We start from the raw sequence: 25,593 nt of genomic DNA, 5'->3' as shown, positions 1-25,593 counted from the left end.
TTTATTTTGCTCCCATTAAAAAAATACCTCCTTCAATCACTACTCTTTCTCCTACTTTTAAACCATCTGTAACACGAACAAAATCGTTATTTTCTGAAGTTCCAATTGCTTTTACTTTTGCTTTTCGATATTTTCTATCACCTATTTTCACAAAAACATATTGATTTTCTTTTTCTTGAAAAACAGCTTTTGCAGGAAGGATTATCTCTTCTTTATCTAGACTATTCAATGTTACGTTAACATACATTCCTGGTTTTAAAACAAATTGATTATTATTCGTTTCTATAAGCACATCAACACTCCTCGTTTCTTCATTTAGCAATTGTCCTATATTAATTACTTTTCCTTCGAATATTTTTGATGGAAAAGCATCAACTGTAAATGTTATATTTTTTAACTCTTCTAAGAAGCCTAAATTATGTTCTTTTACTTGTGCCGAAATCCATACCTTTGATAATTCTGCTACTGTAACTAAAGCTTCATGATCTTCTTTTATGAATTGACCAACAACTAAATCGCTGCTTACAACTCGTCCAGAAATAGGAGACCGAACAATTAAAGATTGCCCCATTCCTACTCTAGAAGATGAATTAAAAACTTTCAATGATGCAGCAGTTTGATCTGTTGCTATTTTCTTTAACTTGTAATCTGTCTCAGCCTCCTCTAATTCTCTTTTTACACCTACAGCATGATTGTATAAATCTTTTTGACGTTTCAAATTCATTTCTGCTTGTTTTAACTCTTGCTGAGCTGAAAAATATTCTTGCTGAGCTGAAAAATATTCTGAAGATTTTATTTCAAAAATGGGAGAGCCTTTTTTCACATACTGTCCCAATGTGACGAAAGATTTTACTATGCGTCCTGCAAAAGGCGATGCTACCTGAGCAAATCGTTCAGGAATTGCTTTTACAACTCCTGTCGAACTTAACTCCGATTCTATCGTTTGAAGTTTTGATGTTTCTAATTTCAATTTAGATTCTATTGGAGAATTTTCTGATAATTCTATTTCATTATTTACCCAATAAAAATCTGGATTATCAGTTTGATCTGTTTTATTTTTACAACTATTCGTCAAAAACATTGCACTTCCTACTAAAAGCAGTATAAAATGAGTTAATCTTGTTATTTTCATGAGATATTTTTTCTGTATATTCTTATTACTGTTTATTATTTTTACACTTCGTTACTTATAATTTCCCAACGAATTTTCTGGACATCTTTTTCAATTGTTAATCGACTTGCTATTTTTTCTAAAAGACTATCTTGTTGATTTAAAGCTGATATTTCTGCTGAAATCATTACAGAATCATTTATTAAATCATCATCACTTGAAAGAGACTTCATCATAAGATTTTCATTATTCTCTATTGATCGCATTAGTAATACTCTCAAATGATTTTCTACATCATTTCTACATTTTATTACCAATAAATATTCAGTATCCTTGTGGTTTTTATTTTTGAAAGAATAACGATAAATGTGATTGCTAATTGGTCTTAATAGTAGATGCGCTAACATTATAATTGAAGTAAGTATAACTGCTTCTATTGAAAGTCCTGAACCGACAAATAACCCAATTGCTGCTGAACACCAAATGGTAGCGGCAGTATTCAATCCTCTTACACTTAATCCATCTTTCATGATTACTCCAGCGCCTAAAAAACCTATTCCGCTGATAACATATGAAGCTATTCGTCCTACTGCATCACCTCCGATAGAATAAGACATTAATATAAACGCTGCTGAACCCACACATACTAAAGTATTTGTTCTTAATCCAGCACTTTTTTGACGATATTCTCGCTCTAAACCTATTGCAGCTCCTAATAGAAAAGCTAATCCTAGCTGCATTGTAAAATTCATTAAATTCATTTTATTTCCTTTTTTAAGACAAACCAAAGTTTCAATTATCTCAAAAGCAGTTATAAATGAATCTTAGGTTTATTGTTTGACAAATTGGGAATCTGTTTCCATTATATTTTTTTCTGGTGCAAATTTACAATACATCAAAAGCTACTGCTGTTAGAAACCCTTTAGAAGAATATTAGAATTTTATTAGAACAAAAAAAGCCTGCTAAATAGCAGGCTTCCATTATTTTTTTTTTAATGATTTAAGTTTTATTATGACTTCTTCAATACGATCTGAAAAATAGTCTCTTTTCCTTCTTCAGAATATAATTCTAAACGAGCATCATGTAAATCGACAATTTTCTTTGTCAGAGGTAATCCTATTCCTTGTCCTTGAATATTTTTATGTTTATCACTTCTAAAAAAAGGTTTAAAAATCAATGCTAATTCTTCTTGATCAATTTTATCTCCTTTATTAATAAAATTAATTTTCACGTCTTTATCATCAAAATCAACTTGAACAATACAACTATTATTAATTGAATATTTGCAAGCATTTTCTATTAGATTAGTAAAAGCAACCTTTAATAAATACTCATTTCCTATAACTGCAACTTCGTTTTCTTCTTCTGGTATTCTAATAAAATTTAAATCTACTTTATACTCTTTATTGCTTTTTTGAATTTGCGCAACAGAATCTAAAAGTATTTCATCAATCCGAATCGTTTTAAAATTTATTTCCGAAGGATCATAACTTGCTTTTGCCATATCAAGCAAACTATTTGAAAGACGAACAATTCTTTTCGTATCATTCAATGCAAATTGGATTAACTGTTGATACTCTTCATTAGTATGCACTTTATCTACAGCCATTTCTAACTCTGTTATAATTGCAGCCAAAGGTGTACGAAGTTCATGTGCAATATTAGAAACAAAGTTTTTTTGTGCATCAAAAGAGTTTTCTAATCGTTGCAACATTTGATTAATTGTTGTTGTTAATTCTGCTAACTCATCTCCTTTTGACTTCAATTCAATTCTCAAATCTAAATTCGAAGCAGAAATTTGTTTGGCTTTATTTGTTATTTCTTTTACTGGATTGATTGCTTTATTTGTAAAAAAGAAAGCAGACAAAATAATTAATAGCAAAGAAAGAATATAAATCAGTATGATGTTTTTCAATAAATTGTTCATTTTACTGTATCCATATTCGTCTAAAGCAGCCGCTGTTACAATGTAATGATTGCCATCTACAACATAATTCATTCCAACCACTTGCCATTTATCTTGATAAAAAATTACAAATCCTTTTTGTTGTATTTCATCAAATAATTCGTCAGTTTCTTTTACAAAATCTATTTCAACAGCATCATGATAAAGTAGTTTTTTGTTTTGATTATAAACCGCAACTTCTACTTCATTGATTGTTTGTCTATTATTATGATAAATATTATGTAAAACTTCTGAAGGAACTTTAGCTTTAAGAAAAAGATTTGATTTTGTAATTGCTTCTTTTTTCAATAATTCAAAAAACTCTTTTTCTCTATCTTTTTTAGCTGAATAATAAATAATAAAAGCAAAAAAGAAAAGTATTGCAGCTGTAAGCAAAGTGAATAAAATCGTCAGTTTAACTTTTATTTTCATCTTTTTTAAATATAAATCCCTGACCTGTTTTTGTGTGAATTAGTTTTGTAGAAAAATGTTTATCAATTTTATTTCTTAAATAATTTATATAAACATCAATAAAATTAGTTCCTGTATCAAAATGTGTGTCCCAAACATTTTCTGCAATTTCATTTCTAGACAAAACTCGTTCTTTATTTTCTAGCATATACTGTAATAATCGAAATTCTTTAGGTGTTAAATCAATTTCTTTTTCTTCTCTTTTTATAATTTTAGTATGAAGATTCATCTCTAAAGTATCATATTTTAATAAAAAGGATTGTGAATTATGATTAAAATTTCTTTTTGATAAAACCCCTATTCTAGCAACAAGTTCTCGCATTTCAAAAGGTTTCACCATATAATCATCTGCACCAGCATCAAATCCTTCTACTTTATCATCTGTTGTTCCAAGAGCTGTTAACATAATAATAGGAAGAAAAGGTTTCTGTTTTTTGATTTCTTGACAAAAATCTAATCCACTTAATTTAGGTAAAATTATGTCAGATACAATTAAATCATACTCTTCGCGAAGAGCTAATTTAAGTGCCATTTCACCATCATAAACTACAGTAACTTCGAATCCATTTTCTATTAATCCTCTTCGAATTAATTCAGACATTCTTTGATCATCTTCTACTACTAAAATATGCATACTACAAAAATAAGGTTTTAGTTTTAAGGATATTCCATTTATATCAAATAAAAAAATCTGCATAAAAACTTATTTTTTTATGCAGATTATATCTTTTTTAAAGATTCTTATTACGTTTTTTTATGGCGTAGAAATAGAAGCTTGTTGAATTTTTCCGTTAAAATATTTCCAACCGTTCAATCCAAAATCGACCAAATATTCGGCCATTTCATCTGGTTGTAAAGGCGCAATATATCCCGGAAACGCTTCTTCTAACATTTCTGTTTGTACCGCTCCCAAAGCTACTGCATTTATTCTTGGTCCGTGGTCTTTCAATTCTTCTGCCAACAATTCAGTCAAATTAACCGTTGCAGATTTTGAAGACGAATAAACAGACAAACCTGGAAATTTCACTGAACCTTGTACTGCTCCCATTGTCGAAATATTAACTACATGAGAAGATGTATCAAATTTTGGCATCAAAACTTGTATCAATCGGTATGGTGCCATAAAATTAATTTGCCAAGAAGTTAACAAATCCTCTTGTTGCATTTCTATAAATGGTTTGTTGATACAAACTCCTGCATTATTGTACAAAACATCTACTTTATTCCAAGATTCCACAGCTTTCAAAACTTCTGAAATCTCATCAAAATTAGACAAATCAACACCGATAAACTGATATTGATTTTCTTTTGCAAACGCCGTTAATTCCTTCAATTTATCTACATTTCGAGAGACTGTCAACACTCGGTTTCCTAATTCCAAATGTTGTTTTGCCAATTCAAAACCAATTCCTCTACTCGCTCCCGTTACAATTATATTTTTCATAGTGTTGTACAAAATTTACAATTTCTTCTATCGTTTCAAACTTTATTCCTTCAAAGATGATGTTATTTTCTGTGATTTCAATATGATTTTCCGCATTATTTTCAACAGAAATTCCATTACGAATTAAGGCATTTTTTACCCAAAAAGCCAATTCCGAATTTCCTTTTACACCAATCGTTTTAGAAAATGATTTTTGTGTCGAAAAGCGATTATTTTTTTCATCATATATCAGATTTTGATTGGATAACTTCTGAATAATTTGATGCTCAAAAGCCATTTGTTCTGGAATATTTTCGAAAAGGTTTCCATTTTCAATCCACCAAATTTTATCTGCTTTCTCTAAAGCAAAATCAACTTCGTGTGTGATCATCAAAAACGATTTATCTGTTTTCAATTTTAATTCATTCAACAAATTGAAAATACGATATTGATTCGCTAAATCTAAATTAGAAGTTGGCTCATCCAAAATAACCAATTTCGCATCTTGACACAACGCACGCGCAATCATCACCAATTGCAATTGACCTTCACTGATTTCATTCGCAAATTGATTCGCTAAATTCGAAATTCCAACCAATTCCAAAACCTCATCAATTAAGTTTTGTTCTTCAATAGAAATCTTTTTCAGAACCTTGTGATAAGGCAAACGTCCCATCGCAACCAATTCCGAAACTTTAATTTTTGGAACAACTGACAAACGTGGTAAAACGACTGCAATTTGCTGCGCAATTTCTTGAGAAGATAATTTTTTGATTGAATGATTTTCTAAATAAATTTCTCCATTCAGTGTTTTCTGAAAACCTAAAATCGAATTAATCAATGTTGATTTTCCTGCACCATTTTTACCTAAAACAGCAACTAATTCATTCGAATTTATACCCGCATTTATGGTTGAAACAATTTCTTTTGAACCATATCCAACCGAAACATTTTCTAATTTCAAAACGGTATTTTTCATCGCACTTCGTTTTTATTGTTCAACAAAATACTAATGACAATTGGAGCTCCAAACAACGCGGTAATGATATTAATCGGTAACGTTCCGAACGGAAAAACTTCTGTCAAAATCGAAAATAATAACATAAAAAATATACCTGAAACGAAAATCCATCGGTACAAAACTTTCATATCTCCTGTTCGTAACAATGTTCTGCAAATATGTGGAACTGCCAATCCTATAAAGCTAATTGGACCTGCGAAAGCCGTTGCTGATGCCGTTAATAAAGCTGTTGAAATTAAAATTGTAAAACGTAATTTTTTGATATTAATTCCTAATGATTGTGCATATTTTTCGCCTAATAATAAGGATGTAATTCCTCGCAAAGTAAATAATGAAACGATAATTCCACTCAAAACAAATAAACCAAAAACGCCTAATTGTTCCCACGATAAACCACTCAATGAGCCGAATCCCCAAACTAAATACGCTTTTATTTTATCGGAAGGAGCAAAATATTGCATCATGCCAATTAATGCGCCTGCTAAACCAGCAATCATAAACCCGATAATCACCAAAGATGCCGATGATTTGACTCGAAATGATAACGAAATCACCAAAAACAAGGCAACAATTGCGCCCAAAAATGATGCTATAATTGTAATCCAAGGATTGTTAAGAAATTCTTCTAAACCAATCATCGAAAAAAGAAAAATAACAATCGCAACGCCTAAACTTGCCATCGAAGTTATTCCCAAAACAGAAGGTTCTGCCAACGGATTTTTGAATAATTCTTGCATCAAAAAACCTGAAATTGGTAACGAAATTCCGACCAATAAAGCTGTTAATGATTTTGGTAAACGAAAATTAAGGACAAGATTATGCAACATTTCATCTGAATGACCAGAAAATACATTAAAAATTTCGGTGAAAGAAATCGAGAGTTTTCCAACGCTTAAACTCAAAACAAAAAGTAAAAGTGTTAGAATTATTAAAACAAAAAATAGTGGTTTTTCTTTCATCAAGACAAAGATAGAAATTCTAATAATTTCATCAGAATTATTGTTTATCAAATTTTTGTTTACAAATTATTGTAAATATAAATTAATCAACTATATTTAAACACTTTAAATGACCAATAACTATGAAAAAAATTTTATTAGCATCCCTTTTTATGGGATCAATTTTCAGTTGCTCTGACGATGACAGTAGTGGAAATGGAGAAAACAATTCAGAAACTATTTTACCAATAAAGATTGTTTCTACATACAATGAAGGTAAATATAGTAGTACAGCAACATTAACTTATGATGGAAATAAATTAAAAGAAATTAGTACAGTATATCCTCAAGAAAACAATTATGTAGAAAAGACTGTTTTTCAATACGATGGTAATTACATTTCTAAATTTATTTCTTATGATGGAAACAAAGAAGATTTAATAAAAGAATTCACATACAAAAACGGAAAAATTGCTACATCTAAAACAACAGAATGGGATAAAACTGGAACTAAATATGTTTCTACTTCTACCTATCAATGGATAAATGATGATCATTTAATAGAAAAAACAACTTTTAATGATAATTCTTCTCATACATATGAGTACTACTATACAAATGGTAATTTAACTAAAAAAACAGGATATTCTAATGGTTACTATTCTACTACATACGATACTTACAATAATCCTTATATAAATATTAAAGGAGTAAAGGAAATTAGTGTTAATGATGAAATAACTTTTTCTAAAAATAATCCAATAACAACAAGCCAAGTGAGTGATTTATCTTCAAATGGAACATATCAATATACTTATGAATATAATGATAAAAAGTTTCCTACTAAAAGTACAGAAGTCTATAAAGATTCAAACACAAATGATACTGATGTAACAAACTATTATTACAATAAATAAATAAAAGAGGCTATTTTTTTAAGCCTCTTTTATTTTTTTAATTCATAACAAATTCTAATAATTTCTTAAAGTTTAATTGTGAATTGGTTTTTATTGAAAATTAATGATTAGTTTCGTTTCATGAATTTTAGAAGTTTCATTTTAATTATCTCTTCGATTCTTGTGCTACTTACGCCATGTAGCATCAAAGCTTCTATTCATACGATTTTGGAAGTAGAAAATGTTCATCAAACAAAAACTTCTCAAGTCAAAATCAATCAAAATCATTCGAATTCATGTTCTGTTGTTAAGTTTGAAACTATTAAAAAATCAACAAAGAATCTTGATGTTCCGAATTTCGATTTACCAAATTCACCGATTCATTTCATTGGGTTAGCACGTTCTTCATTAATTGAAGAAGATATTGATCGAAATGAAATTCAATCACCAAAAATACCTTTTTATCTGTTGTATAAGCAATTGAAATATTCGTTGATATCTTAATTTTTCACAATTAATTTAGACAACAATATTCAATCACTTATATAAAAATTCATGCAAAATAAATCTGTTTTATCAATGGGTAATGCTGTATTGGCGTTACGTTTAGTCATTGGTTGGACGTACTTTTCTGCCTTTTGGAGGCGTTTAATTTTAGAAAATAAACTTGATCCAGAAGCTGCGGGTTATATTGGCGAAAAATTCAATCATTTTTTACCAAATGCCCTTTTTATCAAGCCACTTATTCAATATTTAGTCGAAAATCCTGAAGCGTTGCTTTGGAATATGTGGATTTTCACCATCGTAGAAGGCGTTGTTGGCTTACTTTTAATACTTGGTTACAAAACACGAATCATGAGTATTGCCGTTTTCTTTTTGGCAATGGGAATTTTACTTGGTTCGGGCTGGATTGGTACAACTTGTCTGGATGAATGGCAAATTGGTGTTTTAGGATTAGCTGGAGGTTTTACGCTATTTCAGGCTGGTTCTGGAAAAATTTCGTTGGATTATTTTTTCAATAAAAATCAATTTATTCAACAAGAAAATAATTGGAATTCAATTTCAATCAAAAAGTATAGACCTTATTTTGTAGGTCTTAGTTTTTTTATTTTATTCGTTACTTTGTTTACAAATCAGGTTTTTCATGGTGGAGTTTACGGGACTTTGCACAATAAATCTGTCAAACCAAAAGTAGAAATATCTAATTTGAAACAATATCAAAACAAGGTTTCATTTGATGTAATGCGAATAGAAGGCGCTGATGTTTATGGCTCTTTTTTAATTCAAATAGATTTTCATAATCATCAAAATGAAATAATTGAAAGTTTGGATATGAAAGAGTTATCCAATTTGGACAAACAACAAATTTCAAATTATTATGTAGCAAAAGTTACACCGCACAAACACAGTTTGGTGTTACCTTTGGGTGCGAAAGCAAATCTGAATTTTGATATTTCAGACAAAATTCACAAAGTAGTTTTAACCGATATAAGCGGATTACAATGGGAACAAACAATAACAAATTTATAGCAATGTTAAAAAGAAATTATTCAACAATTATCATAGGAGCACTAGCTTTGGTCTTACTTCTTGTGCCAGAAGCAAAAGCAATGATGCAACAAGGTTTAATGAAATTAGGCTTATTTGAACCGAAATTAGAAAAAGTTGAACCAACAACTCAACCAAAATCTGAAGCAAACTATACGTTCGAAATGGTGTATGCTGATGGAAAAGCAATTAATATGGAAGATTTGAAAGGTAAAGTTGTTTTCATGAATTTTTGGGCAACTTGGTGTCCTCCTTGTATTGCGGAAATGCCATCAATTCAAAAACTTTATGATAAAGTAAAAGATGATAACGAAATCGTTATTTTGACGGTTGAAGTAGAAGGAAAACGTGATAAAGTGACAAAATTTATGGAACGTAAAAAATTATCGTTGCCTGTAGTTTACCCGAATTCATCTATTCCAACTGAATTTTTTAATGGTTCGTTACCAACGACTGTTATTTTGGACAAGAAAGGAAATATTGCACATACAACAATGGGTATGGCAGATTATTCTGGACAAGATATTGTTGATTTCTTAAATGAACTGAAAGCGATGGATTAATCATTCAACATCATCTAAAAACAAAAAGCTTCAAGAAAATTCTCGAAGCTTTTTATGTTTTATACTATTTATATTTCTAATAAACTAACCTCAATCCTACACCGAATCCCATATCGCTATCGTAATGAGTTCTGATGTGCATATTTCTGTTCAAGATATAGCTCAACTCGCCCATATATTCTTTATCTGTATTCCACATAAAACCAGCGCGAACTCGTTTTGAAATTGGAATATCCTCTCTCATCAGTTGCAAACGAACTTTTCCTGTTTGATAAATTTCGGTCTGAAAATCAATTAACATTGGTAATTTATACACAAAACCAGCACTGAATAATCCTTTGTTTCTATCTGTTTTTTGACCAAAAATATTCTTTTCTACAATTCCGTGGTCTGTTAACATTTTGTGTTGATTCCAATCAAAACCTACAAAAACTTGAAACCATTGATTTCGATCAATAAAACGTCCCAAATGTGTTTCTACTTCATAACCGTGTTCTGGTTTGTAACCAATTCCCCACTCCGAAGTAAAAGCCCAACGTGCATCTTGCACCATCAACATACCATCTAAACCATTTGTAGCGAAATCATTTTCTACCATAACATGCTTCATATTACTTTCCATTTGCAACATTTTATAAGCATGTTTTTTATTTGGTAAATTAGGATTTTGATAATCTCCAACCTCAAAAACGCGATTCATTCCGCCCATCATGTGATACAAAATATGACAATGGAAAAACCAATCACCTTCTGTATTTGCCTCAAATTCGATGACATTTGTTTCCATCGGCATAATATCCAACACGTTTTTCAGCGGAGAATATTCACCATTTTTATTAATGACACGAAAATCGAAACCATGTAAATGCATTGGGTGACGCATCATCGAATTGTTATATAAGGTAATACGCAGAATCTCACCTTTTTTGACTGGAATTTTATCCGATTCCGAAAACACTTTGTTATCCATACTCCACACATAACGATTCATATTTCCTGTTAATTCGAAACGCATTTCTTTTATTGGAGCATCTTTCGGAAGTGTTGTGTTTTCAGGTGATTTTAGCATTCCGTAATTTAAAGTGGTAATGTTTGAGGATGTATTTCCGTGCGAAGAATGATCCATTTCAACCATTTCTGAATGATTTTCAACAGAATCTTTCTTTGATTTTTTGGATTTCTTTTTCGCTTCGCCAGAAATTTCAGGATACATCACGGTGTTCATGTCCATTTGCTGTAAGCTCATTTTCATTCCCATATCGTTCATTGTTCCGTTCATATTCATCATGTCGTTCATCATCTTCATTCCTTCAAAATACTTCAATTTCGGAAGTGGTTCCATCAATTGTTTCTTTCCTTCACCAATGAACAACGAAGCCGAACCCGTTCTATCCTCAGAAGTAGCCTGAAATTCATACGACAAACCACCTTCGGGAACTGTAACTACGATATCGTACGTTTCGGAAACGCCAATAATCAAACGATCAACTTCTAAAGGTTCTACGTCATTTCCATCATTTGCTACAACCGTAATTTTGCCACCTGCATAACGCAACCAAAAATAAGTGGATGCACCACCGTTCGAAATTCGTAAACGTACTTTATCACCAGCTTTGAATTGTTTCAGTTGACTTTCATTCTGCGCATTTATCAAGAATTTTTCGTAATAAACATCGCTTACATCCATTGCCAGCATACGTTTCCATTCGTTGGTAATTTTTGTTTTGAAATGACCTTCACGAATTGCTTCAGCATAACTTTGCGTAGAACCTTTTTTGATTCCCGCCCAATCGTTTGCATTGTGCAACATTCGTTGAATATTTTTTGGATTAAGATCTGTCCATTCGCTCAACATCACAGGAATTGTAGGTAAATCATCAATTCCTTTTCGAAAAGTTGGATCATTTTCTCGTTTCTTTAAAATCATCGAACCGTACATCCCGATTTGTTCTTGATACCCCGAATGACTGTGATACCAATGCGTTCCGTTTTGAATAATCGGAAATGAATACGTGTACGTTTCACCTGGCTTGATTCCCATCTGCGTCAACATCGGAACACCATCTTCTTTATTTGGTAACCACACACCATGCCAATGCAATGAAGTATCTTCCTTCAATTTATTATGCACACGAATAACCGCCGTATCACCTTCCGTAAACTCTAAAGTTGGCATCGGAATTTGACCATTTACTGAAATAGCTCTTTTATCCTTACCAGAAAAATTAACAATGGTATCACGTACATATAAATCATATTCTACACGTTTTTGCGCATGTAAAGCAATCGCTGATGGAACAATAAATAAACAAAGTAATTTCCTCATGTGAATGATTATATTATAATTGACTAAACTTCTTATAATTCTCCTCGTTTTCGAAATAATCAACATTTCCTTGCTGATCTTTCAAAACGATATATGCATTCGCTTTATCAATTTCCTTTCCTGTAAAAGGATCCGTTGCTTTCCGTGCAGTTTCATCATTCGGAATACGTTCCACACACATATTACAACATCCATAATACGTTTTTCCATCATAAGGAACTTCGAACTGATCTTTGCCCATATAAGCGTTGTTCACCATACAAACTTGCTTATTCGGAACTTTATCTCCCACATTGTAAGCCATTGTTTGTGAAGGTTGCATCATATCTGACATATGTTCTTCGTGAGCAGTAACTGTTGGTTCTTCTGTTTTATTTTGACAAGATGTTAATGTAAAAGCACTTAATATTGAAACCACTAAAACTATCTTTAAATTCTTCATTTTCATTCTATTTTTTAATTATTATTTCAATACTTCAATTGTGCTTCCGCATGTCAACATCATATTTCCGTAGAAAGGATTTTTAATATCCGAATCTTTACTCAACCAATTCGAACCACCATTAAACATAGGACAATTTTGATAATAAACCGTGTAACCAAGATTTGCTTTTTGAGCTAATTTGTACATTGATTGTGACAACTTTGCAAAAGTTGTACGTTGTTTTTCAATATTTTTTTCTTGCGATAATTGTTTCGAAGTTGTTTCTAAATCATTCAAAACTTCCATCCAAACCATATGCGATTCATGCGAAAGTTTACCCATTTCTACAGCAGAAAGTGATTGAGAAAATGCTGTAATTTGTTTCGAAATTTCACTTTCATTTGCTTTTACAAAGGCATCTTTCAATGAAAAATAAGTATCAAAAACTTGTGATAATTGATTTTTTTGTTGAGAATTTTCAGTTTGATTATGAGTAGAATGACCCATTTCTTGATGGTTCATCAACATTTTTTTATCCCGAGAATATTGACAATCTTTTTCCAATTTTGCATAAGCTTCATCAGGCGCCATATACTCTGAATTATCAAAACCTGCTAGCGCAATATTTTTCAAGATTTCGTTCGAATTTGTTTTTGATTTATTATACGAAATCGAAGCTGTTTGAGTCGTCGCGTCAAAATCTACTTTCGAAATTCGTAGTTGATTACCAGCTTTTTCAATTAATTCTTTCGCATTTGCACAATTTCCTTTCACTTGAAATTGTTTTGTTTCTTGATTTTTAAACTGTGCATTTGTCGTAAAAGCAAGAAAACTTCCGATAACTAAAAAACTATATTTTTTCATGATGTTTGATTTAGATTTTATCAATTGGTCGACGCGTATGTTTGCTCAATTGCTTGAAAACAGATGGTGTCAAACCAGTTACTTTTTTGAATTGTGCGCTAAGATGTGCTACACTCGAATAATTTAATTGAAACGCAATTTCACTCAACGATAATTCGTCATAAATCATTAATTCTTTGACTTTTTCAATCTTTTGTTGAATAAAATATTTCTCAATTGTTTGCCCTTCCATTTCCGAAAAAAGATTCGAAATATATTTATAATCTAACTTCGTTTGTTCGCTCAAATAATCAGATAAATTGACTTTCAGCTCGTTATTTTCTTGATGAACAACTTGAATAATCAAGGTTTTTATTTGTTCAATCAACTTGCTTCGTTTATCATCAATCAACTCAAAACCAACCTCTTCCAATTCATTTCGAATCAAATTTAATTGTTCAGTATCAATCGAATTTTTCAATTCAACTTCTCCTAATTCGATATGATTTGCTTCGATGTTATTCATCTTCAAAATTCGTCCAACGACTACTTTACAGCGATGACAAACCATATTTTTTATAAATAATTTACTTGTATTTTCCATAATATATTCTTCGAAATTGAGCGATTTAATTCACTTAAATTTACAAAATCTTATGTTACAAATTTCGTACAACTTCATTTCAAAAGATTATACAATTTGGAAGATGATGTATATAATTTTCAGATTAATCATTTTTCATTAACCTATTCTTGATAAATGAATTACCAAAATCATCTGGTTTTTGAATATATTTGATTAGAAAAATAATTTCTCAAAACAATAAATTCTATGACAAAAAACGAATTAACTCCAGCAGAACAACAAAACTGCATTCAGATTTTGAAAGAACGCTTTGAGAAAAATATGCACAGACATAAAGATTTGGATTGGCTAAAAATTGAAAAAAAAATCATTAATCAACCTGAAAAAATTTGGTCATTACATCAAATGGAAATTTCAGGAGGTGAACCTGATGTTATTTTTTACGATGATAAAACAGACGAGTATTATATTGTAGATTGTTCGGCAGAAAGTCCGAAAGAACGTAGAAGTTTGGCGTATGATTACGAAGAACAGACATCTCGCAAAGAACATCAACCAAAAAATAATGCGATAGATGTCGCAAAAAGTATGAAAATTGAGTTGCTTACCGAAGAAGAATATCATTTGTTGCAAGCTGTAGAAATTGTCGATCAAAAAACGTCAAGTTGGTTAAAAACACCAGAAAAAATTAGAGAATTAGGCGGCGCTATATTTGGCGATTATCGTTACGGAACTGTTTTTATTTATCACAACGGTGCGCAATCTTATTATGCAGCTCGTGGTTTTAGAGGAATTTTAAAAGTTTGACATACAAACTCTGTTATTAACACTCCCCTAACCTCTCTAAAGATGGGAAATATTCTCCTCTTTAAAACATAACATTGTCATGTTGAACTCGTTTCAACATCACATTCTATTTTTTGTTAGCGACAAACCTTCAAATAAAATCATTATCAATTAATCAGTTATCTATAATCGCAATATTTATTTTAAATTATTCTAAATAAATATTGCCTAACTAAATCTTTTTCCTAATATTTGTATTTTAATTTAGACTTAATACAAATAATAATGAAGAAACTATTTATTTCCACTGCAATATTAGCTTTATTAGCAAGCTGCACGAATAAAGATGCAAAAAATGAATCGACTGAAGAGGTAAAAACAGAGAACACAATTTCGAACGAAAAAATTGTTTCTTTAAATGGAGCAATTACTGAAATTTTAGCTGATTTAGGAGAAGAAAATAACCTTGTTGGTGTTGATGTAACAAGTACCTACCCTTCTTCTGTAAAGGAAAAAGCGACAGATTTGGGACATACTCGCTCTTTGTCAATCGAGGCTTTATTGGCTTTGAAACCAACAAAAGTATATGCGACAGATAAAGACTTGAATCCAGAACAAATTGCACAACTAAAAAATGCTGGAATTCAAACTGAAATTATCAAACAAGATTATTCAGTTGAAGGAACGAAAGAGTTAGTAAAAACAGTTGCAACTTCGCTAAACAAACAAGATTTTGATGCTATTAACACTAAAATTGATACAGATTTAAAAGCTGTAAAAGCTTTAGCTACAAAACCAAAAGTATTGTTCATTTACGCTCGTGGAGCAGGAAACTTGATGGTTGCTGGAACAAACACACCAATGGAAAAAATTATTGGAATTGCTGGTGGACAAAATGCCATTACAGAATTTGAAGATTTCAAACCATTAACGCCAGAAGCAGTTGTAAAATCAAATCCTGATTATATTTTGATGTTTGACAAAGGCTTAGAAAGTATTGGTGGCGTTGACGGCGTACTAAAATTAGAAGGTGTAGCTTCTACAAATGCAGGAAAAAACAAAAAAATCATCGCGATGGATGGTCAATTGGTTTCTGGATTTGGACCACGTGTTGGACAAGCAGCAGCGCAATTAAATCAATTACTTCAAAAATAAAAAAGTCTAAAACAATATGTATCCGCAAATCAGAATACATCTTTCTTTGTTAAGTTTAGGCATCTTTGGTCTTGCAATTCTTGCATTATTCTTGGGTGTTTATCAATTTAACGAATCCATCCTATCCATCATCAATAAAGCGATTACCAATAGAACTGCCATTAACGACAGCGATTATTATGTGCTTTTCGATTTACGATTACCACGTATTATTATGTCTATTTTGGTAGGTGCTGGTTTGGCAGTTGCAGGAACTTGTCTACAAGGTATTTTCAAAAATCCATTGGCATCTCCAGACTTGATTGGGATTACATCAGGAAGTATTTTATTTGCTGCAATTACGATTGTTTTGGGAGGATATATCAAAGATTTTGTTCCAGAAATTATCCATTACTCATTGCTTAGTTTGATGGCATTTGTCGGCGCTATGTGTTCCACAGTTTTTGTGTATAAAATTTCTTCGCATCATCAAAAAACAAATATCACCATTTTGTTATTGGCTGGTGTTGCAATTTCTGCGCTTTGCGGTTCTGCAACAGGACTTTTAACATATCTATCTACAGAAGAAGAATTACGCAATCTAACATTTTGGACATTAGGTAGCATTGCAAGTGCTAACTGGGACAAAATCTTAATTTTAGGAATTGTTATTAGCATCAGTTTTTACTTTTTAATTGGAAAAGGAAAAATATTAAACGCGATGATGTTGGGCGAAAAAGATGCTGAACATTTGGGAATTAATGTCGAGAAAACAAAAAAACAAATCATCGTTTTTTCAGCTTTATTGGTTGGTACAATTGTTTCTTTTACAGGAACAATCGGATTTGTAGGATTAATCGTTCCGTATATTTTACGTTTAATCTTCAAATCGAATTATGTTATCATTCTTCCTTTATCTGCATTTTTAGGTGCAATTTTAGTCATTGTTGCAGATACAATCAGTCGAACATTGGTTGCTCCATCCGAAATTCCAATCGGTATTTTAACTTCGTTAATGGGCGCGCCAGTTTTTATTTCAATTTTAATGAATTATAAAAAATCATTGTAATGTTAGCGGTAGAAAATATTAATTATCAACACAAATCATTCAAGATTTTAGATACGATTTCGTTTGATGCAAAAGCAGGAAAAATGATTGCAATCGTTGGGCCAAATGGTGCAGGAAAATCTTCTTTATTGAGCTATATCGCGAATGAAATTGAACCAAATGCTAATCTAATTCGACTAAAAGACGTTGCCTTAAAAAATTGGAAAAAAGAAGATTTACCGCAACATAAAGCAAAGTTTTCGCAACATCAACCAACTGATATTCCGCTTACAGTGAAGGAAGTTGTATTGATGGGACGTTATCCATATTTCCAAAATTCACCTCAACAACAAGACATCAATTCAGTTGATTATTGGATGACCAAAACCGATATCAATCATTTAAAAGACAGGGATTACATTCATCTTTCTGGTGGCGAAAAACAGCGTGTACATTTGGCGCGCGTTTTTGTGCAATTGGAAAATGAAGTCAATCAAAAACTACTATTATTAGACGAACCTTTGAATAATTTGGACGTTTCTCATCAATTTAATTTGTTAGAAATTCTAAATGATTTTAAACAAAAAGGAAACTTAGTAATTTTGGTGATGCACGACCTTAATTTGGCTTCTCAGTTTGCTGATGAAGTGATCTTAATGAACAAAGGAAAAATTGTTTATCAAGATAGTCCAGAAAAGGTTTTCCAATCAGAAATCATTTCCAAAATTTATAGATTTCCTTGTACCATTTGTAAAAATCCAATCGACCAAAAACCACTTATTTTATTCGGTAAAAAAACAATTACAATGAACACACTTACAGATTTAAAACAACAATGGAAAGATTTGAAAGCAAATCAACCTAAAATTAGAATACGTAACGCAGCGAAAGAACTTAGCGTTAGCGAAATGGAACTTTTAGCAACACAATTAGGCGATAATGTCACAAAATTAAAACCTGAATTTGCTGCGATTTTACAAGAAATAGAATCACTTGGAAAAGTGATGGCTTTGACGCGCAACAACGAATGTGTACACGAACGCAAAGGTATTTACCTAAATCCTGATTTTTCTTCACCTCACGCACAACTTTTTGTTGGGGAAGATATTGATATGCGAATTTTCTTGAATCACTGGAAAACCGCTTTTGCAGTTGTAGAGAAATCTGAACATGGAGAACGCAAAAGTTTACAATTTTTCGGAAAAGATGGCGAAGCAATTCACAAAATATATTTGGTTCCGCAAAGTAATGTAGAAGTCTTTGATGCATTGGTTGAGAAATACAAAGACGAAGATCAACAAACTATTCCTGCAACAGAAATCATCGAAAATAATGTTACAGAAAAACCTGATAACGAGATTGATGTTGAAGGTTTTCAACAAGCTTGGGTTGAGTTGAAAGACACGCACAATTTCTTTATGATGTTGCACAAATTCGGCGTTACACGTACGCAAGCGTTGCGTTTGGCTCCGACAGATTATCATGCAAAACAAATTTCGAATAAAGCAATTGTTCAGTTCTTAGAAAAATCTGCCGAAACACAAACGCCAATCATGGTTTTCACAGGAAACAAAGGAAATATTCAGATTCATACAGGCGAAATTAAACGTACGATGTGGCACGAAAACTGGTTCAATATTTTAGATCCAGATTTTAATATGCATTTGGATATGTCAAAAATTGCCTCTACTTGGATTGTTAGAAAACCTACTGAAGACGGTATTGTAACAGCGATTGAAGTTTTTAACGATAAAGGCGAAATTATTGTTCAATTCTTTGGAAAAAGAAAACCAGGTATTCCTGAATTGGAGCAATGGCGCGAGATTGTTGCTGAATTGAAATAATAAGAATCTAACCTAACTTATACTTTCACACTAAATATTTTACCCGATTAATAGAAATGTTAATCGGTTTTTTTAATGTACTATTGTTTAGTCTTTCATCAAGAGTTTTATATATTTGATTATGCTAACGACAAAAGAAAAAATAAAATTCATTTTCAAACCTTATATATTAAGTATGTTGATTTTTTCAGTAGGATTTACACTATTTTTTACTCTTCTGAAAACCATCTTTCTTGATCATATTGATCTATTTATTGTAGATTTTATTGTTCCAGCTATATTTGGATTCATATATGTTTTTGCCTATTTATTCAAATTTTCTTTTCAAAACTTAGTGTTTGATAATAAATTAAATTTTACACGTTTAGTTTTATTCTGTACAATAACACCTTTACTTTTACTTCAACTTACCATCTCAAAATACTTACTGAATGAAGAGTTAATAGAACCATTAATGATATTTATTTTTTCAGAAATATTTACGCTTTTTTCATTTTTGATTAGTCTAAAATTTGCGAAAGTAAAATCTAATAACCAACTTTATAATTCTTTCTAACTTATCATTTTTTTATAGCATTATAAAATCACATAATAAAAAAAGGTCGTCTTTCTAGACGACCTCACACAAAGAGACAAATAAAGTACTCAAAACTTTATTTCAAAACTATTTTTTTCGTTTCAACTTTATCGGCAGATTGTACTTTTACGATGTAAATTCCAGCCGAAAGTTTACTTAATTGTATTGTTTTATTTGTAAATGATGAAGTTGGTTGATAACTTTCTTGATGTACCAATTGTCCATTTATCGCATAAATCTGAATATTTAATGGAGACGATTTCGCTTCTTGCGAATTGTACACTAAACCAATTGTTTTAGGTTGAGAAGTGGTATAAATTTCAAACTTTGTTTTGGCTAATTCTGTTGTTCCTAAATTAGCTGTTACATTTTCGTAATCGAATGTTATTTTTCCTGTAGAAGTTCCTTCAAACGTTTTGAAAACCAATTTATAAATCTGATTTGTAGATGTATTTTTGATAAAATGATTCGTAGGATTCACTACATAAGACCAACCCGATAAGGTTTTCCAATTATATCCAACTGCATTAATATCTGCTACATAAGCCGTTTCATCAGTAGGATTTCCAGATTCTGTTTTCGCTACTTTGATCAAATCACTTTGCAAAACTCCCGTTACCGTATACATCACAACATCACCATCATTTGTTGTAAGAGGCGTAATGTATTTTGTAAATTTTAGATCCCATTTACTTTGGTCTGGCTCTGGTGTAACTGCTTTATCAGTCAATAAACTATAGTAATTAAACAAATTGTTTGGATTTGTCTTATGAGCTAATGTAACTTTTGTATCAGCAGACCAAGTTCCATTTGTCAATTTAGAATACGTAAAATTATATTCGCCTAAAGGAGCTGCTAAATTATCTATTTTCAATTTCACATATTCTCCTGTTGCATATTTCAATACAAAAATGATAGAACCGTTTACATAATGATTCGCAATACTATAATCGCCCCAACCATATGTCGCAGAACCATTATTGAAAGCCCCGTCTTGCCAATCTGTATCCGAATTATACAAAGCAGTCCAAGACGATAAATTTGCTACATCAATTGCATTCCATTTCGACAAATCATTTGATGCTTCGTACACCTGAATTCCTGCACCATCATTCACTCGAATTCCTGTTGACATATTCGATTTTCGATAAAATGAAATATCCCAATCGCTTCTATTTACAGAATTTGTTGATTGGTCTGCCAATCCATAATAAACATCATTTGCATAAGCAGCGCCCATTGTGACCTCACCTTTTATCGTTTGTGCATTTATTGCAACAGATGTTAGAATGATTGTTGCTAAAAGTGTAAATTTGTTTTTCATGATATAATAATTTTTTAATTGTTATTCAGAATTAGAACAGTCAATCCGAGAGATTACACTCTGACCCGTATGACTCGGATTGACGCATTCTAACCACTAATAATGAGTATGTTTATGATAAATTTATTTGATAAGTTTATATTCAAATTTTGGATAACCTCTCACACCAGAAGCATTCAGAAAAGCTAACATTTTAATTTTGTAATAATTATTTTTTGCATCTTTGATGATATAAAATCGATCCGAAAATAATTTTTGAGGTGCAGTAACTTGTCGCCAAGTATCACCAATTGCACGCTGATCGTCTAAAAATTTTGTTTCATCAATCATCGTTTCATTAAATTTTTCGTAGGTAATTTCATTGGTTACATCTACACGATAGGCTTTTGCACCCGCTTTCAAATTATTGACCACATAATCCGAATATCCATACGAACCATTTCCTGTAATAAGATTAGTGAAAACTGTAAAATTTAAATCCCATTCTAATTTTGAAGGTTCAACATTTACAATATCATTCGTCGTAAAACTGAAGTGAACAAAATTGTGCGTTGTCGTTTTTGCAATGACTTTTTCTTTGTAAGTCGTATCATCCAAATCTGCATATTGCATCACATATTGCTCGTCTTTTTTGATGAATTTCACTTTTTTCCAACCACGCGAATTCCCAGCAACAGCAGCCGAACCAACAGCAGGCGTTGAAGTTCCCACTTCGTAACCCAAATTCAGTAAATAAACTGGATTATCCGATTCTTTAATTTCCGCAATCGCCGTTTTCAAAATATCTCCAGTAGGATCGTCAACATATTCTTTGTTCGAATCTGTAAATGTACCTACCGCAACTTCGTTGATTAATTTCCCAACCGATGCTTTTGTTACTTTCGACAAATCGGTTTCGTCCAACGCTTTTACCGCCATATAAATAGAAGTATTTAACATCACGCGGAAATTTGTTCCATTATAAAACCCTAAATCCCAAGAATCTCTTTTTACCTTTGTTTGCGTTCCTTTACTTAAGTCTACATAAACTTGATATTGCTCATTTGGTCCGCCAATTTCCACATCCATTGTTCCTCCAATCGAATTTTCGAAAGAGATTTTTGTTGACGAATATCCTTGAATAATCGCTGATGGATAATCAATTTTTGTAATTTCAAACTGAATCGTTTTATCAGAACGATCAAATGGATAAATCAAATTCTTAAACGTAAAACTTGTTGACGTTTCACCTTTTTTGATTGGTATAATAATTTCTTGATTTGTAACTGCAACAGAAGTTGAATAATCAACATTATAAGTAGCTTTATCTTCGGTTATTTTAATATGAATTTGTCCATCTTGTTCTGCAACTTTAGAATAAATTAGATTTATTGTTTTCTCATTATCAATCTTACTAAAATCGATGCTTGCATCCTTAAAAGCAACAACAAAATCTTGTCCAATTGGATTGTTTTCATCATTACATGACCACAAAAAAGAAAGACTAAACAATAGGATATATATAAATATTTTTTTCATGATTTTTTGATTAATTAATTCCTAAATTGAAGGTAAGTTTAGCAAAATACGAACGTCCATATCCATACAAAATACTTGTAGAACCTTGGCTATGCGCACCATCATTTCCAGATGAACTGTTCAAATACTTTACATCAAAAAGATTTCTTGCACCAATTGTTAAACTAAGTTTTTTGTTCCAAAAACTTTGTCTTATTGACGCATCCATCCAGTTAAAAGCTTCTTGTTTACCTTTTACTAAAATTTGTTCACTTGTATTTGACGGATTATTTTTCAAGACAAATTGCTCTTGAGCTCCATTGTATTTATAGAAAAGTGAGAAAATTGTATTGGTTTTTGGCAAAGTGTACGAAACATTTGCATTGATTTGCGTTGAATAGAAATATTTATTTTTAACTGAATTTACAGCAACTGCTTCATCAATATCTTGCTTGATGCCTGTCAACGTAAAACCAACTCCTCCCGAAAATTGATGGACTTTGAATTGATTCAAATACGTAATACCTTGTACATCGTAATTATCAATATTACGATATTGATATTTCAATGGAGATTCTTCGACAACAATCAAATCAATCTTATCTTTCAGATTAATTTTCCACAACGATACTTTTTGCTCTAATGAATTATTTTCTCCGATATACCAATTCTTTTTTAAGTGAACAAAAGCAGAAACTCCTTTTTCTGGATTCAGATTTTCGTTTCCTTGCACATTATGATTGACGTCTACGAAATACGAATACATTTCCTCATAATTTGGCAAACGTGGTGAAGTACCAACAATCGCGCGCAATTCCCATTGTTTTCCAAATAGATATTTCGCACTCAAACTCATCACATACTGCTTATCAAATTGCTCCGAAAACATCACGCGAGCGCCTGGACGAAACGAAAGTTTATCATTTAGATTAATTTCAGAAGAAGCAAAAAAATCATACGTTCCTAATTTTCTTTCTATAGGTTTTTGGAAAAATTCTCCTGCCGAAGTTGAAGCAAAACCTTTTGTTTGATCGATTTCATAACCAAATTGAAAATCGAAATAATCATTTTTATTAATAAAATTGCTGAACATCCCTTTAGAATAATACACTTTTCGACTTTCATATTCGAATTTGTTTACATCATGTTCAATACCTTCAAGAATTTCATAATTGTACGATTTCAATTTTCTTTTTTGTTCTTGATATGAAAACGAAACATCATAATTAATTGATTTTCTAAATCTCCCAGAAACATTTAAGTGATTGTAAATACGATCTGTTGTATACGTTCTATCTTTTCCAAAATAATCAATTGTCGCAGTTGGCGCATTCGTTGAAGCAATTGGATTGGGATCGTAATACTTGGTTTCTTCGTTGAAATATTCGAATTTATAAAACAAACGATAATTGTCTTTTTTATATTGAACAAATGCTTTTGCTGCATTTTGCTCTTTTGGCAACCATTCGTATCCTCTCAATCCATCATTATTAGGATAATTCTTTCCTTTTTTATCATCAAAAAATCCTTGAAAATCATTACGTGAAAAACTTAAATTAGCGTAGATTTTGTCTGAAAATTTATGCCCGATTTTCAAGGATTGTATATGTCTTCCCTTATTTTTCCAATTGTATTCGTCACCAATTGTTTCCTCTTGCAAAGTCGCAGAAATATCAAATTTATTCTTCCCTCCTTTTTTAGTAATAATATTGATTACTCCCGCAATAGAATTAGCTCCGTACTCAACTCCCATCGCACCTTCTACGATTTCTATTTGCTGAATATCATCTAAATTGATCTGCGTTAAATCGGTATTATTTCCTAAACCTTCGTCGTTAACTAATGGAATATTATCCACCAAAATTTTGAAATATTGCGCATCCAAACCAAACATTTGCACCGTCGATTTTCCTGTAGAAGAACTCGGAATAATATTCATATTCAATGTTTGATTTAAAACATCTGCCAATGTATTTCCTGCTTGTCGCTCGATCATTTCTTGCGAAATTACTTTTACTTCGTAAATAGATTTCTTAACCGATTGTGCATTATATTGCCCAGAAATAACGGTTTGTTCCAAATTAATCGTCGAATCTTTTGGAAACGAATTAATTTCTTGAGCCTGTAGAGTTAGTGTTGTAAGTAAGCTTAGTAGAAAAAAGCGCCTCTTCATTTGTCCTTAATTTTATTATTTAGAATTAGTCTAATAATTAATAAGACAAATGTAAACGAATTTTTTAATTTATTTTTATTTATTCTAAATTAATTTATTGAAGAATGATAAAAATCGAGTTTCATGTTCTAATTCTGATAAAAAAATGAGATGTTAAAACATTATCAATCAACTCAATTTGTTAAAAAATTAAATTAAGAAAAGTAAAAATTGATCGAAATTAAAACGAATTATTTTCGTTTAGGTTTTGTTTTCGTGACAGTAAAATAAGACGCTGTAAAAGCAGACAAACTTTTGTAACCGACTTTATAAGCGATTTCGCTCAATGTAAAATTATTGGTATCTATTAATTCAATACTTTTTAGAATTCGGACAAGTTGCATATATTTCTGAAGTGTAATTCCTGTTTCTTGTTTGAAAATTCGTTGCAAATTTCGAGCAGACATATTCGCTTTATCTGCCAATTCATTCAAATTAAAATTTGTCGAATAATGAAAATGAATGTACTCACTCACCGGAATTAAACGGGTATCAACAAGAACTGGTAATTCTAGATTATGGTTTTCATCACAAAAATGAGGCAAACTATACAACATTGAATTTAAGAAAATCTTTTGCTCCTTCTCTTCTACCAAAAATTTGTTCCATTTTGAGGCATATAACATCATTTCCTTTAGAATTGGCGGCGCAACAAAAACATGAATATCATTGTAAAAATCATCCTTAAAAACTTCTTTAAACAAAATCAACATTGGATTGACGGTTTTCGCCTCGGAAGTCGTACGATGTAGCTTATTTGCAGGAATCCAAATCACATGATTTTGAGGGACTAAATAAATCTTTTGTTCGATATGAAAATATTGGTAACCTTCTTCAACAAAATTCAATTGGAAATAATCGTGCGAATGAACCTCATCCGCATTTTTGCGATTCTTCTCGTACCAAACATAAGTATTGGTCTTCATATGATCAGAATATTCTCCAATAATTTGTTTCATAAATTAATTAATTTTCTCTTTTATACATTTAGCTAATTATAGCAATAAAACCGTCAGTTCGAGTGAAATTCTGCAAGAATTTTGTATCGAGAATAAAGTTTTAGAAGATAAAAATT

23 protein-coding genes and 1 pseudogene are annotated in these 25,593 nt (G+C 31.2%); 9 read left to right on the top strand and 15 right to left on the bottom strand.

All coding sequences use genetic code 11. From position 1 onward, the window contains the following. Nucleotide 1: 1 nt before the first annotated feature. The 7 genes from B3R94_RS10720 to B3R94_RS10690 form a co-directional block, all read right to left on the bottom strand. A complete protein-coding gene (locus B3R94_RS10720; protein ID WP_291100759.1) occupies nucleotides 2–1,132 on the bottom strand; it encodes an efflux RND transporter periplasmic adaptor subunit in 1,131 nt (376 codons plus the stop codon). A 41-nt stretch (nucleotides 1,133–1,173) separates the two neighbouring features. Next, nucleotides 1,174–1,872, bottom strand: coding sequence for an MgtC/SapB family protein (locus B3R94_RS10715; protein WP_219034440.1), 699 nt, complete (start codon nucleotides 1,870–1,872; stop codon nucleotides 1,174–1,176). A gap of 249 nt (nucleotides 1,873–2,121) precedes the next feature. Continuing rightward, nucleotides 2,122–3,489 (bottom strand): HAMP domain-containing sensor histidine kinase, encoded by a 1,368-nt coding sequence (locus B3R94_RS10710; RefSeq protein WP_280051316.1) that lies wholly within the window; start codon nucleotides 3,487–3,489, stop codon nucleotides 2,122–2,124. Continuing rightward, nucleotides 3,473–4,162, bottom strand: coding sequence for a response regulator transcription factor (locus B3R94_RS10705; protein ID WP_114999365.1), 690 nt, complete (start codon nucleotides 4,160–4,162; stop codon nucleotides 3,473–3,475). Before B3R94_RS10705 ends, B3R94_RS10710 begins: the two co-directional genes overlap by 17 nt. Nucleotides 4,163–4,282: 120 nt before the next feature. Then, nucleotides 4,283–4,972: an SDR family NAD(P)-dependent oxidoreductase gene (locus tag B3R94_RS10700; RefSeq protein ID WP_291100756.1), complete on the bottom strand. Its 690-nt coding sequence runs from the start codon at nucleotides 4,970–4,972 to the stop codon at nucleotides 4,283–4,285. Beyond that, nucleotides 4,941–5,930: an ABC transporter ATP-binding protein gene (locus B3R94_RS10695; protein ID WP_291100754.1), complete on the bottom strand. Its 990-nt coding sequence runs from the start codon at nucleotides 5,928–5,930 to the stop codon at nucleotides 4,941–4,943. Before B3R94_RS10695 ends, B3R94_RS10700 begins: the two co-directional genes overlap by 32 nt. Further along, nucleotides 5,927–6,982 (bottom strand): FecCD family ABC transporter permease, encoded by a 1,056-nt coding sequence (locus B3R94_RS10690; protein WP_291100752.1) that lies wholly within the window; start codon nucleotides 6,980–6,982, stop codon nucleotides 5,927–5,929. The genes B3R94_RS10695 and B3R94_RS10690 overlap by 4 nt, the downstream gene beginning before the upstream one ends. A 101-nt stretch (nucleotides 6,983–7,083) precedes the next feature. On the opposite strand from B3R94_RS10690, the gene B3R94_RS10685 reads away from it, so the two are divergent. The 4 genes from B3R94_RS10685 (at nucleotide 7,084) to B3R94_RS10670 (ending at nucleotide 9,917) form a co-directional block, all read left to right on the top strand. Continuing rightward, nucleotides 7,084–7,827 carry a hypothetical protein gene (locus B3R94_RS10685; protein WP_291100749.1) on the top strand — a complete coding sequence of 248 codons (744 nt, stop codon included), beginning with the start codon at nucleotides 7,084–7,086 and terminating at the stop codon, nucleotides 7,825–7,827. Between the two features lie 120 nt (nucleotides 7,828–7,947). Beyond that, the gene (locus B3R94_RS10680; RefSeq protein WP_291100746.1) at nucleotides 7,948–8,310 is read left to right on the top strand and encodes a hypothetical protein; all 363 of its coding nucleotides are present in this window, start codon (nucleotides 7,948–7,950) and stop codon (nucleotides 8,308–8,310) included. 51 nt (nucleotides 8,311–8,361) lie between these two features. Next, nucleotides 8,362–9,336, top strand: a complete 975-nt coding sequence (locus B3R94_RS10675) for a TQO small subunit DoxD (protein WP_291100743.1) — start codon at nucleotides 8,362–8,364, stop codon at nucleotides 9,334–9,336. A 2-nt stretch (nucleotides 9,337–9,338) separates the two neighbouring features. Continuing rightward, nucleotides 9,339–9,917, top strand: coding sequence for a TlpA family protein disulfide reductase (locus B3R94_RS10670; RefSeq protein ID WP_291100740.1), 579 nt, complete (start codon nucleotides 9,339–9,341; stop codon nucleotides 9,915–9,917). A 76-nt stretch (nucleotides 9,918–9,993) separates the two neighbouring features. On the opposite strand, the gene B3R94_RS10665 is transcribed toward B3R94_RS10670, so the two are convergent. Genes B3R94_RS10665 through B3R94_RS10650 form a run of 4 tightly spaced genes read right to left on the bottom strand, consistent with a single transcriptional unit; the run spans nucleotide 9,994 to nucleotide 14,114 of the window. Then, nucleotides 9,994–12,243 (bottom strand): multicopper oxidase domain-containing protein, encoded by a 2,250-nt coding sequence (locus B3R94_RS10665; RefSeq protein WP_291100737.1) that lies wholly within the window; start codon nucleotides 12,241–12,243, stop codon nucleotides 9,994–9,996. Between the two features lie 13 nt (nucleotides 12,244–12,256). Further along, nucleotides 12,257–12,685 carry a hypothetical protein gene (locus tag B3R94_RS10660; protein ID WP_407933550.1) on the bottom strand — a complete coding sequence of 143 codons (429 nt, stop codon included), beginning with the start codon at nucleotides 12,683–12,685 and terminating at the stop codon, nucleotides 12,257–12,259. A gap of 21 nt (nucleotides 12,686–12,706) precedes the next feature. Then, the gene (locus tag B3R94_RS10655) at nucleotides 12,707–13,531 is read right to left on the bottom strand and encodes a DUF3347 domain-containing protein (RefSeq protein WP_291100732.1); all 825 of its coding nucleotides are present in this window, start codon (nucleotides 13,529–13,531) and stop codon (nucleotides 12,707–12,709) included. A 10-nt stretch (nucleotides 13,532–13,541) separates the two neighbouring features. Continuing rightward, nucleotides 13,542–14,114 carry a helix-turn-helix domain-containing protein gene (locus tag B3R94_RS10650; protein ID WP_291100730.1) on the bottom strand — a complete coding sequence of 191 codons (573 nt, stop codon included), beginning with the start codon at nucleotides 14,112–14,114 and terminating at the stop codon, nucleotides 13,542–13,544. Between the two features lie 228 nt (nucleotides 14,115–14,342). Here B3R94_RS10650 and B3R94_RS10645 point away from each other — a divergent pair, with 228 nt between their 5' ends. From B3R94_RS10645 to B3R94_RS10625, 5 genes and pseudogenes are all read left to right on the top strand, one after another. Next, nucleotides 14,343–14,903 (top strand): DUF4256 domain-containing protein, encoded by a 561-nt coding sequence (locus tag B3R94_RS10645; RefSeq protein ID WP_291100728.1) that lies wholly within the window; start codon nucleotides 14,343–14,345, stop codon nucleotides 14,901–14,903. A gap of 264 nt (nucleotides 14,904–15,167) precedes the next feature. Continuing rightward, entirely contained in the window at nucleotides 15,168–16,037 is an 870-nt protein-coding gene (locus tag B3R94_RS10640; RefSeq protein WP_291073075.1) for a heme/hemin ABC transporter substrate-binding protein, read from the top strand. 16 nt (nucleotides 16,038–16,053) lie between these two features. Next, nucleotides 16,054–17,085, top strand: a complete 1,032-nt coding sequence (locus B3R94_RS10635; protein ID WP_291100724.1) for a FecCD family ABC transporter permease — start codon at nucleotides 16,054–16,056, stop codon at nucleotides 17,083–17,085. Further along, nucleotides 17,085–17,789, top strand: a pseudogene (locus tag B3R94_RS10630) (heme ABC transporter ATP-binding protein); the annotation flags it as partial. The gene B3R94_RS10635 and the pseudogene B3R94_RS10630, both read left to right, overlap by 1 nt. Before the next feature lie 81 nt (nucleotides 17,790–17,870). After that, on the top strand, nucleotides 17,871–18,908 hold the full coding sequence (locus tag B3R94_RS10625) for a hemin-degrading factor (RefSeq protein ID WP_291100777.1): 1,038 nt from the start codon (nucleotides 17,871–17,873) through the stop codon (nucleotides 18,906–18,908). Nucleotides 18,909–19,561: 653 nt separating this feature from the next. On the opposite strand, the gene B3R94_RS10620 is transcribed toward B3R94_RS10625, so the two are convergent. From B3R94_RS10620 to B3R94_RS10605, 4 genes are all read right to left on the bottom strand, one after another. Beyond that, the gene (locus B3R94_RS10620; protein ID WP_291100721.1) at nucleotides 19,562–20,809 is read right to left on the bottom strand and encodes a T9SS type A sorting domain-containing protein; all 1,248 of its coding nucleotides are present in this window, start codon (nucleotides 20,807–20,809) and stop codon (nucleotides 19,562–19,564) included. Nucleotides 20,810–20,932: 123 nt separating this feature from the next. After that, nucleotides 20,933–22,327, bottom strand: a complete 1,395-nt coding sequence (locus tag B3R94_RS10615; RefSeq protein WP_114999345.1) for an HmuY family protein — start codon at nucleotides 22,325–22,327, stop codon at nucleotides 20,933–20,935. Between the two features lie 10 nt (nucleotides 22,328–22,337). Then, nucleotides 22,338–24,479 (bottom strand): TonB-dependent receptor plug domain-containing protein, encoded by a 2,142-nt coding sequence (locus tag B3R94_RS10610; RefSeq protein WP_291100718.1) that lies wholly within the window; start codon nucleotides 24,477–24,479, stop codon nucleotides 22,338–22,340. 230 nt (nucleotides 24,480–24,709) lie between these two features. Beyond that, nucleotides 24,710–25,477: a helix-turn-helix domain-containing protein gene (locus B3R94_RS10605; RefSeq protein WP_291100715.1), complete on the bottom strand. Its 768-nt coding sequence runs from the start codon at nucleotides 25,475–25,477 to the stop codon at nucleotides 24,710–24,712. Between the last annotated feature and the right edge of the window lie 116 nt (nucleotides 25,478–25,593).

It is taken from the genome of Empedobacter sp. UBA7611 (genome assembly GCF_002484365.1).
Taxonomy (GTDB): domain Bacteria; phylum Bacteroidota; class Bacteroidia; order Flavobacteriales; family Weeksellaceae; genus Empedobacter; species Empedobacter falsenii_B.
Note: the sequence above shows the minus strand (reverse complement) of the source record. Positions and strands in the feature narration are given on the sequence as shown.